The 15636-nt window shown below is 67.6% G+C and carries 11 protein-coding genes and 3 pseudogenes; 6 read left to right on the forward strand and 8 right to left on the reverse strand.

The window, feature by feature from the left end; all coding sequences use genetic code 11:
* Positions 1–6: 6 nt before the first annotated feature.
* The 4 genes and pseudogenes from ACK1X7_RS47430 to ACK1X7_RS47445 all read right to left on the reverse strand — a co-directional run.
* Positions 7–1302: an ABC transporter substrate-binding protein gene (locus ACK1X7_RS47430; protein WP_413116773.1), complete on the reverse strand. Its 1296-nt coding sequence runs from the start codon at positions 1300–1302 to the stop codon at positions 7–9.
* Positions 1303–1335: 33 nt separating this feature from the next.
* A complete protein-coding gene (locus tag ACK1X7_RS47435; protein ID WP_385148688.1) occupies positions 1336–2094 on the reverse strand; it encodes a carbohydrate ABC transporter permease in 759 nt (252 codons plus the stop codon).
* Between the two features lie 116 nt (positions 2095–2210).
* Positions 2211–3083 (reverse strand): carbohydrate ABC transporter permease, encoded by an 873-nt coding sequence (locus ACK1X7_RS47440; RefSeq protein WP_385148691.1) that lies wholly within the window; start codon positions 3081–3083, stop codon positions 2211–2213.
* Positions 3084–3524: 441 nt separating this feature from the next.
* Positions 3525–3919 (reverse strand): annotated as a pseudogene (locus ACK1X7_RS47445) (site-specific integrase); the annotation flags it as partial.
* A 344-nt stretch (positions 3920–4263) separates the two neighbouring features.
* On the opposite strand from ACK1X7_RS47445, the pseudogene ACK1X7_RS47450 reads away from it, so the two are divergent.
* A pseudogene (locus ACK1X7_RS47450) lies at positions 4264–4470 on the forward strand (transposase); the annotation flags it as partial.
* Positions 4471–4683: 213 nt separating this feature from the next.
* Here ACK1X7_RS47450 and ACK1X7_RS47455 read toward each other — a convergent pair.
* Entirely contained in the window at positions 4684–5694 is a 1011-nt protein-coding gene (locus ACK1X7_RS47455) for a LacI family DNA-binding transcriptional regulator (RefSeq protein WP_385148697.1), read from the reverse strand.
* A gap of 5 nt (positions 5695–5699) precedes the next feature.
* On the reverse strand, positions 5700–9725 hold the full coding sequence (locus ACK1X7_RS47460; RefSeq protein WP_413116774.1) for a glycosyl hydrolase: 4026 nt from the start codon (positions 9723–9725) through the stop codon (positions 5700–5702).
* Between the two features lie 263 nt (positions 9726–9988).
* Between ACK1X7_RS47460 and ACK1X7_RS47465 the strand changes: the two genes are divergently transcribed.
* The 5 genes and pseudogenes from ACK1X7_RS47465 to ACK1X7_RS47485 all read left to right on the forward strand — a co-directional run bounded on the left by ACK1X7_RS47465 (position 9989) and on the right by ACK1X7_RS47485 (position 13686).
* Positions 9989–10396, forward strand: coding sequence for a hypothetical protein (locus ACK1X7_RS47465; RefSeq protein WP_390792433.1), 408 nt, complete (start codon positions 9989–9991; stop codon positions 10394–10396).
* A gap of 120 nt (positions 10397–10516) precedes the next feature.
* Positions 10517–12025: an arabinose isomerase gene (locus tag ACK1X7_RS47470; RefSeq protein ID WP_413116775.1), complete on the forward strand. Its 1509-nt coding sequence runs from the start codon at positions 10517–10519 to the stop codon at positions 12023–12025.
* A complete protein-coding gene (locus ACK1X7_RS47475; protein ID WP_385148706.1) occupies positions 12022–12183 on the forward strand; it encodes a hypothetical protein in 162 nt (53 codons plus the stop codon). The genes ACK1X7_RS47470 and ACK1X7_RS47475 overlap by 4 nt, the downstream gene beginning before the upstream one ends.
* A 291-nt stretch (positions 12184–12474) precedes the next feature.
* On the forward strand, positions 12475–13020 hold the full coding sequence (locus tag ACK1X7_RS47480; protein WP_413116968.1) for a helix-turn-helix domain-containing protein: 546 nt from the start codon (positions 12475–12477) through the stop codon (positions 13018–13020).
* Between the two features lies 1 nt (position 13021).
* A pseudogene (locus ACK1X7_RS47485) lies at positions 13022–13686 on the forward strand (phytanoyl-CoA dioxygenase family protein).
* A gap of 297 nt (positions 13687–13983) precedes the next feature.
* Here ACK1X7_RS47485 and ACK1X7_RS47490 read toward each other — a convergent pair.
* Together ACK1X7_RS47490 and ACK1X7_RS47495 are read right to left on the reverse strand one after the other, a co-directional pair.
* Positions 13984–14121, reverse strand: coding sequence for a hypothetical protein (locus ACK1X7_RS47490; protein WP_385148712.1), 138 nt, complete (start codon positions 14119–14121; stop codon positions 13984–13986).
* 288 nt (positions 14122–14409) lie between these two features.
* Positions 14410–15573, reverse strand: coding sequence for an SGNH/GDSL hydrolase family protein (locus ACK1X7_RS47495; RefSeq protein ID WP_413116776.1), 1164 nt, complete (start codon positions 15571–15573; stop codon positions 14410–14412).
* Positions 15574–15636 lie beyond the last annotated feature (63 nt).

Below are 15636 nucleotides of genomic sequence, written 5' to 3' on the forward strand. Positions count from 1 at the left end.
CCCGCTTCACCGTATGAGGAGACCGGAGATGGACTGGGCGGCGTCATCCAGTGCCTTCTGGACTGGCTTCGTGCCGCTCATCGCCGCGACGACCGCGTTCTGAAGCTGCTTCTGCGCTTCGACCGCGTGTGCGCCAGGAAACTGGTACCAGGGCACCAGCGTCTTGATCTCGGCGACACCTGCGGAGCGCAGCGGCTCCTTGGGCAGCAAGTTCCCCAGATACCGGGGATCGGTGAGAGCCTGCTGGTTGACCGATGTGTAGCCGGACGTCTTCACCAGTTGCGTCTGCCCGGCAGGCCCGATCAGTTCTTGGGCCACCTTCCACGCCGAACGTTGCACCTTCTCGTCTCTGGCGAAGATCACCGCGGATCCACCACCGGCCGGCGTGCGGCGGCGGCCGCCGTCGGGCACGGGCAGGACATCTATACGGATCGGGAAGGACGCACCGGCGGCGACGGCGGTGCTCTGCGATGAGCTCTGCAACATCATGCCGACGTCACCACGGAGGAAGGCCGCGGTCAGGTCGGCCGATGTGATGACGGTGCTCGTGCCCTCCTGGACGAGATCCCGCCAGTACTGCAGCAGGTGCACCATAGGCTGCTGGTTGACCGTCACGTGCTTCTCGGCCGGGTCCATCAGCGACCCGCCCGCAGAATCGAGCATGGCCTGCAGCGCCCAGTTCGAATCGGTGCTGTAGGCCCAGGCGACTCCGTACCGGACGGCCTTGCTGCTAACGATCTTGGCCGCGTATGCCTTCAGCTCGCTGAACGTGGCCGGTGCCCGGTCCGGGTCGAGTCCGGCTTTGCGCAGCACATCCACGTTGAGGTACAGCACGAGCGTGCTGACGGAGTAGGGAACGCCCATCGTCCGGCCATCGAACCTGCCGACGTTCAGCAAGGAGGGCGAGTACTGCGAGGCGTCGAACTTCGCCTGCGCCATGAGATTGTCCAGTGGCCGCGCGAGCTTGCTATCAGCATAGGTGCGCACCGAGTTGATGCCCACGAGCGCGACGTCCGGCCGGTGGCCCGCAGTGAGGTCCGCCTGCAGACGGGTGTCGACCTCGGTCCACGCCGGCCCGGCCTGCTCGATCTTCACTGTGATGCCGGTCCGGCGGGTGAACTCCGGCCCAAGAGTGCGCTTGACGTTTTTCACGATCTTGGGATCGGAAGAGGTGAGCAGGTTGATCGTTTTGGCGTCGGTGTTGCCGGCACTGCTACTGCTGCCGCAGGCGGTGGCAGTGCCCGCGGCGGCGACGGCGAGAGCACCCATCAGGGCCTGCCGCCGGGTGATCGTGACGTTCATCGGGATTCCGTTTCGAGTGGGGCGGGCGCGGGCTCATTCGCCGCCGTTGGTCAGCGCGATGCCGCGCACCAACTGGCGCTGGACGAGGAGGAAGAAGAGCAGGAGCGGTAGCGTGGCCAGCGTTGCCGCGGCCATCTGGGTGCCGTATGTGCTGAGGCTGTCCGGGGCGGCGTAGCGAGTGATGCCGTAGGGCACCGTGGCCACGCGGTCCGAGCGCAGCAGCATCGAGGGCCAGTACAGATCGTTCCAGTGCCCGACCACGGTGAAGACGGCGAAGGCCGCCAGTGCCGGCTTCACGTTGGGCAGCACGATGCGCCACACCATGGCGACCGGGCCGACCCGGTCCAGCCGGGCGGCGTCGAAGACGCTCTGTGGCAGGGAGAGTACGAACTGGCGGAACAGGAAGATTCCGAAGGCGCTGCCCACGCTCGGCAGTACCAGCGCGGTGTAGCTATCCAGCAGGTTCACTTTGGACAGGGCGTAGAAGACTGGGATCCCGGTCACCTGCGGCGGTATCGCCAGGCACAGCATGACCATCCAGAACGACAGCCGGCGGTTGCGGAACCTCAGCCGGGCCAGCGCGTACCCGGCTGGCAGTGAGGTCAGCACCTGTGCGGCGAACACCACGGCGACGACCACGACCGTGTGCAGATACAGTCCGGGCCAGTCGACGTCATGCCAGGCCTGGCCGAAGTTGGCCAGCGTGAAACCCGACAGGCTCACCGACCCGGGCTTGAGCCGGCGGTCCGGGGTGATGGCGGCCAGTGCCATGAGCACGAACGGGGTCAACATGAACACCGCACCCGCGGCGAGTCCGGCACGCAAGCTCCAGCGAACCCACATGCCGCGCTTATCGCCTGCCCAGCGGCGGGCGAGCCGTGGGCGCACTGTGGCAACCGTTGTCGTGTTCATCGGCGTCCGTCCTCATCCCAGCGGCGCCCGCCGAGGCGCAGTTGCACAGCCACCGTGATCAGGACCAGCACCAGCAACACAGCGTTGATCACGGAGCCGCCGCCGATGTCGAGATAGCTCACTCCGCGCTGCCATGCGAGGAACGACAGTGTGCTGGTGCTCTGCTGCGGCCCGCCGTCGGTCATGACCCGGACCTGGTCGTACACGCGCAGCGAGTCACGCGTGGTGATCACCAGCGCGAACGTCGTAGCCGGCCCGATCGCAGGCCAGATCACCGACCAGAACCGATGCCAGGCACCAGCCCGGTCCATCCGGGCAGCATCCTCGAGGTGAGCGGGCACATTTGACAGGCCGGCAAGGAACATCACCACGCACGACCCGATCCCCGCCCAGCTTCCGACGACCGCGACCGCGGGCAGTGCCAGCGTCGTCGACCCCAGCCAGCCCTCGTGCCCGACGAGCTGGCCGAGTGTTGTGTCGAAAACACCCGCCTGCGGGTAGTACAGCCACCGCCAGACGACGGACATCGCGGCCAGCGTGGCCGCCGTCGGTGCGAAGTAGGCAGTCCGCCACAGTCCCGCGCCGCGGCCGGCAGCCCGGATGGCGAGCGCGATCAGCAGGCCGCCCCCGACCTCGACGGGCACGGTCAGAGCGGCGTAGAGGAGCGTGTTCCCGGTCGCCTGCCACAACTCCCGGCTGGCCAGCACGCGGCGCCAGTTGTCCAGACCGGCAAAGCTCGTCTGCTGGCTGAGCGGATCGAAATTCAGCATCGCCAGCACACCCACGGTCAGGACGGGCAGCACGACGAACGCGGCCAGGAAGACAAAAGCCGGTCCCAGCAACGTCGCAGTCACCCCGGCCTCGCGCAACCGCAGACGCCTTGGTCTCTCATCCGGGGGCACAACTGTCGTGGTAGTCACGGCCCTGACATTACAAATAGTGAGGCAGCCATGTCAGCCAACATGGTTGAACTATCAGATGAACAACCTGTTACTACAGCTTTGGTGTGGTCGTTTCACCGGCGGAGGTCGGCGACCATCGCCATAGAGCCCGGTGGCCGCAGCCCTACGGGGGACTCGTCGCTCGCAGCCCGGCCCACACAACACGTCTTTCGGACGCTGTCCGGGATGAGGTTGCCCATTGAGCATGGAAAGGGGGTTGAGGAACATCCGTGTCAGATCGTGCGCTAAGCCCTCGCGGCCTTTGACCTGGGCTGATCGTGCGGCGCGGCCTTCGCGGATTGATGTTGTCGATCTTCGGAGGCCCTGGTGGCGGTCGAGTCCCTGTCGGATCAACAGGCAGCCCAATACGCGGCGTTCAACGGGGCGCTGTCTCGTGTGGAGCTGGAGCGGTACTTCTTCGTTGACGCCGAGGATCTCCTCCGACCGCGCGAGCGTCTCGTGCAGCATCCGCCACAGCGTCTTCTCCCGCAGGTGGACGTCGCGGCGGTCGATCAGCCGGTCGATCGCCATCTTCGACTGGGCCGGGGGCTCCGAGTCCGGTGGGGGGCATCCGCTTCACCCACGTCGGCACCGCCGGGCCGTCGTACCCGCGCTCAGCACACCAGCTCAGCCACGACAGCACCGCCGCCCGGCGGGCGTTCCAGGTTGACCGCCGCCTCGCCCCACAGATGTTCGAGGGCTCCGCCGATCTCGTCGTCCGCCATGGTGGCGAGCGGACGGTCAACGCCTTTCCGGCGGGCAGATGCACGATCGCGGGTACGATCTCCTCCCTGTACGGATAAGACAGATGACTCCGAGGTACGACGAGTTCAAGCGCGATGCGGTAACACTGGTTCTTTCGCGGGTCGGACGTCGAGTCGGTCGTGGCGGAGTTCGGGCGGGCGGACGCGGCCTCGGGCAGGTTGGTCGCGGGCGGGCAGGACGAGCCGGCCCGCCCGCCAAGGACAACCGAGAGCTGGAGCAGGAGGCTCTGTCCCGGGCGGCCCAGCATTTCGCCAAGGGGGCGAAGTGGTGGGCATGACTTGCTGACCGTTTAGGGCCTTTTCATGGCGTGATGTCTTCAGCCGCCACGCGGTGCATCGGAAGCATGACCCCGCACGACGGGATTCCCAGCGACCTGTCGGACGAACGCTGGGAACTGATCGAGCCGGTCCTCACCGCCTGGCGTGCCCGGCGCCGCCGGAACGCCCTGGACATCGGCCACCCGCCCGAGCACGACCTGCGCCAGATCCTGAACGCGATCCTGTACGTGGACCGCGCCGGGATCCCATGGTGCTACCTGCCGCACGACTTCGCCCCGCTACGAACTCGCACCTCCCGGCGCTCGTGCGGCTTGGCAGACGGCATTGGGAATCAGTTGGTACTCCAGCGGGACTTCACCATTTCCGCTGGTCAGAGGTGGTCCTTCGAGCCTATCCGGCTGGCGGGGTGTCAGCGGACGGTTTGGTGAAGCCGCGGTGGACAGCAGGACGAACCGAGCACGATCGGGACACGATGTCGGACTTCGTCACGGGGCGACCCGGGTCGAGTCCCGTGGAACGAGCCGAGGGCCGAAGACGCGGGTCTCGTGGACGTGTTCGTCAATGGCTTCGATCTCGTCCATGAGCAGATGTACGGCGGTACGGCCCAGGTCTTCCACCGGCTGCTGGATGGTGGTCAGAGGAGGTGCTGCCAGCGGCGCGACGTCCAGATCGCCGTAACCGACTATCTGTATGTCGCCGGGCACACGGATACGGCGTTCCGCCAGCCCCTGGCACACGCCCACCGCAAGGAAGTCGTTCGTGCAGAACACCGCGTCCGGGAGAGTGCTCAGGTCGCGGGCGATGGCGGCGCCCGCGGCGACCGTCATCTGCGCGGCGACGGCCTGGTCGAGCCGGGCGCCGCGATGGCTGCGGATCGCCTGGCGGGCTCCCTGGTACCGATCGGCGCACTGCCGGATCCCGCGGCCGCCGTTGACGACGAGGACGTGCCGCGCACCGCTGTCCAGCAGGTGCTCCACGGCCAGACGGCCGCCGGTGACATCGTCGACGGCGACCGAACAGCCTTCCTGCGGCGGCAGCTTCCGGTCGGTCAGGACCAGCGGGATGCCGCGCTGGCGCAGCCTGGTCAGGCGCTCCGGGTCGGCGCCGAGGGGGACGACGACGACACCGACCGCGCGCTGCTCGGCGAGCATGTCGAAGTAGTCGCGCTCCCGGTCGGGGTGATCGCCGCTGTCGCACAGGACGAGCGAGAAGCCGTGCTCGTACGCTGCCTCGGCCGCCCCCCGGGCGATGCGTGCGTAGAAGGAGTTGACGATGTCCGGGAGGACGAGCCCGATCGACGACGCGCGGCCGTTACGCAGGCCGGCCGCCCCCGGGTGCGGCACATAGTCGAGGTCGGCGATCACGGACCGAACCCGGTCGGCAGTGCGGGCGTTGACGCGCTCGGGGCGGTTGAGGACGTTGGAGACCGTGGATACGGAGACGCCTGCCGCGGCCGCGACGTCCTGGATACGCGCGGGGGGCCTGGTGGTCGTCACGCCGCTCATCCTCCGATCGCCTCGGTCTCGCCGGTGTGTGCCGTCTCCGCCGGTGGCGGTGCGGTCATGATAGTGACCGGGCCCAGCAGACCCGAGACCAGATGCGAGGGAAAGGTCCAGGCGGTGGGGGTGGCCTCGCTGAAGTACGGGGCCAGCGTGTTGTACACCGTCACGTCGATGCGTACCGTGCGGCCGGCGGTGCCCGGCAGCGGGAAGCGGTACGGGGCACAGAAGGCCTCGCCTGTCTTCTCGCCGTCGACGGCCACCTCGACGGAGCCGCGTACCCGGCCGAGGTCGAGCACGGGCGTCACCGCCGGGTCGGAGCCGGGCGGGATCGTCACCGTACGGGAGTAGCGCAGCCCTCCGCTCCAGCCGGCGAGTCCGATGCCGTGCCAGTCGGCCAGCAGGACGGGGGCTTCGGCGATGCGGACGGTGACCGGTCCCGACAGGGCACTACCACCGCGGAGAGTGGCCGTGGGCTCGGTGACGATCTCCAGTTCCGCGGGTACCTGCAGCGGCTGGTCCAGGTGGAGTGCGCTGCCGTCGAGCCGCCGCTCGGTGCCGTCCAGCGTCACCGCGGCGGCGAGCCGTAGGGGCAGATTCACCGCGATCGTGCCGGCGGGCAGCGTGGCCCGCAGGCGTTGTGGCGCCGGCACGGCGTTGTCGGTGGTACGCACCGCGTCCACGGTCGCGCCGAGGGCCGGAACGCCGTGCAGCCATGCGGTGCCGTGCAGCGGGTGCGGCCGGGTGGCGGCGTAACAGGGCTGCAACTCGGTCCAGCGGCCCCGGTGTTCGAGCGCCGTGCCCCGCCAGTCGCCCGTTTCGGATTCCCAGCCGGCGCCGCTGACGAGGGCGATGACCGCGGATTGCGTACGGGCGACCAGGTCGGCGTAGAGCACGTCCCCGGCGTGGTTACTGTCGGCGACCAGCTCCAGCAGGTGCTCACCCGCCGTCAGGTGCAATTCGTGGCGGAAGAACATCGGGGTCGCGCCCCAGGCCGACTCGTAGTACTCGACCTTCTCCTGCCGGGCCACGGCGGTGCCGTCCAGCAGCACGGTGACGCCGGTGGCCGCGCCGACGACGAGGACGGCCTCGGCAGCGTCGTCGTCGAGGCGCACCCGGGCACGGTAGACGGCCCTGCCCGACGGCCGTACCCCATCCGGCAGGCGCATGAACTGGGGCCGGGGGGAGAACTCGCCGGGCCGGGTCAGACAGAAGTAGCTGCCGAGCGGTTCGGCGTCGGCGTCCGCGACGAACCCGGCACGGACGTCGGCATCAAACAGCTCGTACTCGATGACGTTCAGCGGCTGGTCGACGTCGACGCGGACCGTGGTCAGATAACCGCTGCCGGTGGGGAGCTTCACGCCGTTCCACCACAGCCGCTTGCCGGCCGCGGCGCCGACGTGCAGGTCGGCGGCGCCGAGCCGGTCCGCCTCGACGATGGCCCGGACCCGGGCAACCGTGCCGTCCGCCGGCATGCGGAGGCGCACGAACTCCTCGCCGACGAACCCCTTGTGGCCGAGTATGCCGTAACCGGGATCAGCCACTCCCCGGCTGGAAGAGTGGAGCGAGACCTCCCATCCGGCTGCGTCGTCGGCCAGCGGCGTCTGCCCGGCGAGGACGCGGGCGACGGCGTCGCGGTCCAGCGGGTCCGGCGCCTGCGCGACCGGGATCGGGGAGAGAACTCGGACGCGGTTGCCGTACGTCGCGCGCACCGTCTGCGCCGTCTGCGCCGGGTGACCGGCGGTCCCCTCGGACCAGTGGAAGTTCCAGATCTGCAAGTCCTCGACGGACGACGCGGCGGGCAGCGCCATATCACCCCAGGTGTTGTCCATAGTGGCGACGAGTCGACCGCGCCAGCCCGTCGATAGGTCAGTCGTGACGACCGCAGGAGTGGGTGGTGCAGGCGTAGGGGCCGCGGTCGACGCCTCGCCTTCCCGCCAGGCCATGATTGCGGCGGGCGCGCCGTTCAGCGGCACCTCGATCCTGGAGCGTTGCCCGGAAACCGTGACCTGGGCGGCCCGGCGTACGCCGGTGGCCGGGTCCCAGACCTCCGCCTCCGCCACGACGGCGTTCACCTCGACCGACGACATTCCGGCATAGCGCGCCGGGTCGAAGTCGAAGTCCTGCCATCGCCGGGTCGTGGCGTCGCGCAGCGGATGACCGCTGGCGTTCGGGAACGCCCCGGTGACCAGGGCGACGGCCTCGGTTCCCTGGCGGCGGACCAGGAGCGGGACCTCGCCGGTGGCGTAGTCGTACTGGCCGGCCACGGACTTGGCGCCGGACTCGGGGTCGGCGACGCGTTCGAGGCGGGGGTGGGTGGACAGCGCGGTGACCACGGAATCGTCTCCGTCGATACCGGCCGCGAAGGCCGGCAGCCGGCCGACGACCACGACCCGGCCGCCGGCGTCGAGCAGCGCGATGAGTTGTCGTGCCGTGGCGGTCTCCAGCACGCTCGCTGACGGCAGCAGAACCGCAGAGAACCGCAGTCCGGCCACCTGTAGCGCACCGTCGGCGACGTCGGCACGCTGGACGGAGTCGTCGTCGATGACGTCGAAAGCCACCTGCTGCCGGTCCAGTTCACCGATCCGGGTGTGGAACCAGTTGTTGGTGCCGCACAGATGGAGATAGTGGCGCTGCGTCTCATCCAGTTCCGTGTGCGCTCCGCCGGCCTGCCCGTCGCCGAAGTGGTCGACGGGCAGGTCCAGCGTCAGCAGCGCCTGCGCGGTGGTGGTCGGGTGCAGGACAGCGACGCCGGCGCTGTACCTGCCCCACGACATGATCGATGCGATGCGGGAGACGGCCCGGGAGAAGGCCGGGTACTGCTTCCAGTACGGCTGGCGCCAGTCGGTGGACGGCGGCGCCCATTCGAACCAACCGCCCGCGGTGCCGAAGTAGCTGGCATGCGGGTTGTAGAGGTTGGCGCCGCTGCGCAGGAAGGGCAGCAGCCAGTCGTACGTATCCTCCAGCGTCCCGCCCCAGCCGGAGGAGTGGAACGCCTCGATCCACACCCGCTCGTGGCCGTAGAGGTGGGCCATTGACGAGTGGACCTTGGCGTCCCCTTCGTGGTCGCTGCCCGCGGCGCTGTACCAGCGGTGGGTGCGGAAGTAGTCGGTGTAGAGCTGAGTGGACTGCGTGGGGTATCCCGCCCTCGCCGGGTTGCTCTGGTCGGCGCCCAGCAGCATGCCGCGGCTGTCGTGCCATTGGCCGAGCGGCTTGAAGAGCGCTTCTTCGGTGAGCTCGGCGCGGACCGCGAAGTAGTCGGTACGCACCCTGGCGGCCTGCCGGCCACCGTGCCGGAACAGCGCGGGCAGGTGGTCGAGGAGGTCGTAGCCCCGGCGGGCCTTGAACTCCGCGGGAAAGCGGGACGTCCAGGAGTTGGTGGCGGGCAGCTCGTCCTGGAAGCTGCCGGCGATGACGTTGCCCAGATGCTGCGGAACGCGGCGGTCGTACTCGCCGTGGATGGTGTCCATCAGGAGACCGACGGCGTGCGGGTCCAAGTAGTCGAAGGCCGTAGGGACAGAGGTGACGAGCAGGACCTCGGTGCCATCGGGGGTGTCCGGGAGATGCAGTCGGCTGCCGTCCGCCCCGTAGGCGCCGATCAGTGTCTCGGTGCCCAGCAGGTCGACGCGACCGCCGGTGACGACGGCATCGCGGCAGCGCAGCGCCTGGCCGGCCGCCTCGGGGTGCCGGTGGGTGATGCCGCCCTGGACGTTGGCGCCGGAGAAGCCCACCTGGTCGTAGAACCACAGCCGCATGCCGAGCCGCTGCGCGATCTCGCAGGCGTCGGTGAAGCGTGCCCACCACTCCTCGCTGAACCAGGCCGGGTCGTCGGCCTTGGCGCCGAACGTGGGCCCTGCCGGGGCCAGGTTGATCACGACAAGGTTGTGGATGCCGCCTGAAGCGAACTTGCGCATCTGCCACTCGAGCCGTTCCCGGGTGACCTTGGCTCCCGACCACCACCACAGCGGCGTCGGGCCGAAGTCGCGGGGCGGGTCCTGGAACAACTCGATGAGGGTGCGGGAGAGCACAGTGCCGCGGTCCTTTCGCCGACTTCGGATGCCCCACGATGTAGAACGTTTTTAGAGATGTCACCGTACGCGTCGGGGGCAGGCTGCACCAGTCCTCAGTTGCGCCCCTTATGCGTGATTTGCCAGCTTGCTGTGCAGCCGCACCCGGCGATGAGGACATGCTGCAACCGTCTTGAAAAACGTTCCAACCAGCCCTACGGTCACTCCCATCGCTCAGCGTCACCGCTCTCGTACGTTCACGTCCCCGCCGAAGGATGCGTGACATGACCGGCATGGCCTCGTACCTCAACTCGGGCCTGCTCAGCGCCATCTCGGTGAGCCTCGCCATCTGGCGGGACAGCGCGGCCTCACCGCAGGTGCCGACCTGCCGACCTCGCTGGGCCGTCGTCTTCGTCCGCTATGCCGACACGCCCTGGCGGGACCGGCTGTTCCTGGTCGCGGGGGTCGTGCAGATGGTGGCCTTCGCCATCCCCAGCCTCACCGGTGGCACGTCGCTGGCCGGGATGGTTGCGTACTTCATCCTGTACCAGCTCTGGAGTACAGCGCGGGGCTGCTGCTGTGGTCGATCACCGCCTGTGCGGCGATCTCCATGGTGGTCGGCGTCTACATCGTCCGTGTCCTGGTCCCCAAGGCCGCGGCAGTCGCAGGCGCGGGCTCTCCGACCGAGGTGAGTATCGCGGTTCAGCCCGTCCCGGCATCGGACTGAGGCCGGGAGACAGCGCCCGAACACCTCCATGCAACCGCCGACAAGAAGATCGCGGTCGCACCTACACAGAAAGAAGGCAGCTCCAATGACGCCGAAGGATTCCGCGCTCAGGACCGATGCGACCGAGCGGGACAAGGCCGCCGACCCGGATGCGGCGGATCGGCTGGCAGCCTTGCACCGACTCCTCCCGCCTGCACCGCGCAGGGCGGCCCGGATCGGCCTGGTGGCGGGCGGCCTGGGCGCCTACTGGCCGCAGTTCCCGGACCTGCTCCCGCAGTTGCGAGAGTCGGCCCGTTACGTCACCGAGCGGTTCGAGGCACTGGACGCCGAGGTGACGGACGTCGGCTTCATATCGGACGCCCGCGAGGCCGAAACCGCCGCCGAACGGCTGCGCCAAGCGGACTGCGACCTGATCGTGGTGTTCCTCACCACCTATCTGACGTCGTCGATGGTCCTGCCGATCGCGCAACGCTCGGGGAGCCCGATCCTGGTGATCGATCTCCAACCGACAGAGCGGATGGACCACGCGTCCTTCGACACCGGCTCATGGCTGGCCTACTGCGGACAGTGCCCCGTTCCCGAGGTGGGCAATGTCTTCCGCCGTGCGGGCATCCCGTTCCGTTCCGTGTCGGGCTGGCTCCGTGACCCCAACGCCTGGCGCCGCATCGAGCAGTGGGTCGCAGCGGCGAAGGTCCGAGCGGCGCTGCGGCACGCGCGCCACGGCCTGATGGGCCACCTGTACCCCGGGATGCTCGATGTCTCGACGGATATGACGCTGCTGTCCGCGCAGTTCGGCTCGCATGTCGAGGTTCTCGAGTTCGACGATCTACGGGTCCGGGTCGCCGATGTCACGGACGCGGAGGCCGAGGAGCGCATGGGCCTGGCCCGGGAGATCTTCACCCTCGATGACTCCGTGGTAACGGAGGACTTCGCCTGGGCGGCCAGGGTCTCCGTCGGACTCGACCGACTGGCCGAGGACTTCGGGCTGACCACGCTCGCCTACTACCACCGCGGACTCGGCGGCGAGCAGCACGAACGACTCGGCGCCGGAATGATCCTGGGGGCATCGCTGCTCACTGCACGCGGCATTCCGGCCGCCGGCGAATTCGAGCTGCGCACATCGGTCGCGCAGATGGTGTCGGAGAGCCTGGGTGCGGGAGGCTCGTTCACCGAGATCCAGGCGCTCAACTTCACCGACGGCGTGGTCGAAATGGGACACGATGGCCCCGGGCATCTGGCAGTGAGCGCACGGGACCCGCTGCTGCGGGGACTGGGTGTCTACCACGGCAAGCGCGGATGGGGCGTCTCGGTGGAGTTCGACGTCAAACACGGCCCGGTCACCGCTTTCGGTATCGGTCAGGACCAGGACGGCACCTTGGTGTTCATCGCTTCGGAGGGGGAGACCGTACCCGGACCTCTGCTGGAGATCGGCAACACCACCAGTCGGGTCGACTTCGGCCGGGACCCCGGCGAATGGGTGGACGCCTGGAGCGAGACGGGCATCGGCCACCACTGGGCCCTGTCCACGGGCCACCGAGCTGCCGACTACAAGGCGGCCGCCCACCTGATGGGGGTGCCCTTCCGGCAAGTGTGACTCGGACAGCGCACGAGCTGCACCGTCGGCTGCATGGCAGCGTGGCCTGCGACCCGGAACCGGTCGGCCTCGGTCTGCACCGGATGATGCCGCGTGAGCTGGACTTCGCCGCCTGGCGGCTCGGCGTGTACGAAGTGCTGGACAGTGCGCCGCTGTGACGGAGGCACGGTGCCGGCAACCCGGATCGCGGTGCGGTCAGGCATGAGCTGGACCGCCTTGTGCGAGGAGTGGACTTCTCGCACAAGGCCGGGCAGGGATACGTCGACTTGCCCCCGCGCCTGGTGCACCTGGACGACCTGCCCGAGGTCCGCCGCCACCTCGACGGCCTCGCGCGCCTCAGGCGCCGCCCCGGCCCGGACGCCTCCGCGCGAACCACCGCTGCACTGGCGGCGTTGCTGCTGGAGATCCACGCCCAGGCCGCCAGAGCCGCCGGCGACTTGCCTGCGCTGATGGACCGGCGCGTCCACGACGTAGTGGAGTGGTTGACTCGCCACCCGGCCCGCCGCCTGGACGTGCACGTAGCCGCCGCGTCTGCCGAACTGTCGGCGGATCAGTTCTCCCGCCTCTTCCGACGCGAGACCGGTCAGTCCTTCCGCGCCTACCAGATCGCAGTCCGGATCGACCGAGCCCGCGAGCTTCTCGCCGAAAGCAGCATGACGGTGAGTCAGGTGTCCAGGGTCCTCGGCTATGCCGATCACCGCCTGTTCGCCCGCCAGTTCAAGGACCATACCGGCACCGCCCCGGCGTCTGGAGGCGCTCCGCGTGAACGGACTCCAGACCGGTCCAGTGCCCCGCAATCCACGACTCGCGCCCTCCCCGGCCGCCTTCGCCCGGGCCTACCGTCGGCCCATGACCTACATCGTTCCGGCCGACTTGTATCGCGCCGACCGCCTCGCTCCGCTGCTGGACTCGATCAACGAGATCGGGGCCGCGGAGACCGACGCCTACCGCAGTCTCGGCTTCCTGGCCGTGCGCAGCCTCCTCACCGACCGTGACGTGCGGGGAGTCCTGGACGGCCTCGCCGTCGTCGCCCGCCCACCGTCCCCCGCAAGCGTGGACTTCGAGGAGTGGGCGCGCCCGGAGGAACGGGACCGCGACGGGCTGCTGGACGGCGTGCGCAAGCTCCAGCATTTCTGCGCCCACGAGCCGCGCCTGGCCGAACTCGCCCGCCATCCCGCGATTCTGGCCACCGTCGCCCGATTCCTGGACGCCGAGCCCGTCCTCATCCAGGACATGGCCCTGCTCAAGCCGCCGGGCGGGGGACGGGAGAAGCCCTGGCACCAGGACAAGGCATTCTTCGACATCCCGCTGGGGGCCCCGTCGTGGGCGTGTGGATCGCCCTGGACGAGGCCACGATCGACAACGGCTGCATGCATATCCTGCCCGGCACCCATACCGAAGGCCCGGTAGTCCACTTCGTCCGCCGCGACTTCCAGATCTGCGACACCCAAGTCCAGACCCACCGCGACACCGCCGTCCCGCTGCCACCCGGCGGCGCCCTGTTCTTCGACGGCCTGCTGCACCACGGCACCTCGCCCAATCTGACGGACACCCGCCGCCGCGCCGTGCAGATGCACTACGTGCCCGCCGGAACCATGCGGACTCCGCAGGAGGACCGGCTGGAGGTCTTCGGCGCGGACGGCAAGCACGTCACCTGCTGAGCCACGTGACACGGCGTCCGATGTTCCACCGACGGCTGCCGTCGAGGTCGCAAATGCCCAGGTGCGACTACTTCGACGTCCGCACTTTGATGACCCGGGGTGATTCAGTCCGGCAACTGCCCAGCTCTCCGCCCCGTTCAGGGCCGGCGTCCAGCGTGGAGGTGTACGTGGTAGGCGTTGGCTGCCGGCCAGGCCTGGGGTCATGACCCCAGGCCCTGACTTGATGTGGCACAGGGAACGCGCCGCGCCTCCGGCGGTCGGTGCCGTGCGGAGGTTGAGGACCAGGGTGCCCGACTGTCACTTGACTGAGTTCACCGTGGTGCCGTCGACCTGGAAGTCGGCGGCGGCACCGCGCTCCACCGTCGCCGGGTCGGCGTTGCGCAGGGTCAGCACCAGTTTGGCAGGCGCCGAGTTGCCGTAGCGGACACTGGCCACGTCAGGGGCGGAAACCCCGTCTGCAGGGCCGCCGGATCCTGCCAGTGATCTCCCGTGCGGGCGCCGTGAACATCAAGGGCTTGGGCAAGCTCCGCTACGTTATCCAGCAGACCTTCGCCCTGCTTCACCGGTTCAAGCGCCTGGCCGTGCGCTGGGAGCGACGCCCTCGAACTCCACGCCGCTCTCGCCTCGTTGGCCTGCGGCCTCATCGGCTGGAGCCGACTCAAGAAGGCCGGGGATCATGATCGCGTTACGAACTCATAGCGCAGGCCAACGCCGAAACCTTGCTCAATGCCGCGCAGTCAAGTAGTTCTGAATCGATGTCGCCAGATTAATGGAAATCTTATCGTGGGCGGCGATCGTTGGATGCGTACCATCGGTTGTCTCTGTCGTAACATCAATCCAGCCGGACGTGTCAATGTGCATTACCATCGCGTCGCCAGCGGCATTTCTTGCGCTTACCGTTTCGGATATCTCTTTTCCGTGAGCGCCATTAAATGGCGACATTGCAAAAATCACTGCACCAGGATAGTGCATTCTCGAATTTTCAAGGAATGTCATATATGCAGGCTTGAAATTCGGCGCCTTTGCCCCGGTTGAAGGATCGTTCGTACCAAGATTTATCACGAGATAGTCAGGCACGTATTTTGACGTATCCCATTCTGGCACACCTGATTCACCTGGGACGTATTCCGATAGCTTGGAGTAGCGGCTCACCATTCCTGTCGTGTCTGGCCCGCCGGACCCCGCCGCCATCGCTATCCCGCCAAATGCAACGGTATTATGTGAGAAGTTTAGCAGTTCAGGCGTTTTGAAGCTGAATGAATTCCCGAGCGAATTGGCCAATCCTGGACCAATGTATCCTACCGAAATGGAATCCCCTATGAATTCCATTGTCGGCCTTTTGGTGCAAGGCTTTGTGCTTGCGCCATGGTCAATCTGAAAATACTTCATTTTTGGGAAGGATTGCTGGTACTCCGAGTAAATTCTCACCGAGTGCATCCCCCCTTTGAGGTCTGATGCAATTGTCAACGTATCTTTCGCGTGGATATTTCGCTGGAATGCGCATCCATCTACGCTATAGAGGAGCCTGCAAGCATCTTCGAGTGCGACGGAAAGGGACGTTCCGGTGAAGTCAAATTCAAGACCGCTTTCGTAGTACCCATGAACGTATCCGTTCGCCTGTTCCTTCCAGCGGCCACGGTACTGGATATTTTTATCACTCATCGGAATCAAACCCTTAGCGTATGACACGGAACCATCTGCGTGGTAAGTCGGTTGCGTGTCAAGCATTGCTGCTGAGGGGATGTCGCTGGGGCGCCCCGCTGCGACTGCGAAGTTGGGCGCACCCAGAACAATCCCGCCCACTGCCATTGGTGTCGCTTTAAGCAGCGCCCTCCGGCTGATCCCGCTGACGCCTCTCTCTTCGAGCTCATAATCCCGTTCAGGCATACCGCCGTCTCCTTTGATGCGTTTTAGCTGGACAGTGATCTGGTCAGAGGTCCGTCATCGATC

Source organism: Streptomyces sp. CY-1 (genome assembly GCF_047218265.1).
In the GTDB taxonomy this organism is placed as follows: domain Bacteria; phylum Actinomycetota; class Actinomycetes; order Streptomycetales; family Streptomycetaceae; genus Streptomyces; species Streptomyces niphimycinicus.

Bases quoted from the DNA above. Each gene is read 5' to 3' on its own strand.
- ACK1X7_RS47495 (WP_413116776.1), bottom strand. From the start codon at position 15,573: ATGCCTGAACGGGATTATGAGCTCGAAGAGAGAGGCGTCAGCGGGATC.
- ACK1X7_RS47435 (WP_385148688.1), bottom strand. From the start codon at position 2,094: ATGTTGACCCCGTTCGTGCTCATGGCACTGGCCGCCATCACCCCGGAC.
- ACK1X7_RS47470 (WP_413116775.1), top strand. From the start codon at position 10,517: ATGACGCCGAAGGATTCCGCGCTCAGGACCGATGCGACCGAGCGGGAC.
- ACK1X7_RS47480 (WP_413116968.1), top strand. From the start codon at position 12,475: ATGGACCGGCGCGTCCACGACGTAGTGGAGTGGTTGACTCGCCACCCG.
- ACK1X7_RS47430 (WP_413116773.1), bottom strand. From the start codon at position 1,302: ATGAACGTCACGATCACCCGGCGGCAGGCCCTGATGGGTGCTCTCGCC.
- ACK1X7_RS47465 (WP_390792433.1), top strand. From the start codon at position 9,989: ATGACCGGCATGGCCTCGTACCTCAACTCGGGCCTGCTCAGCGCCATC.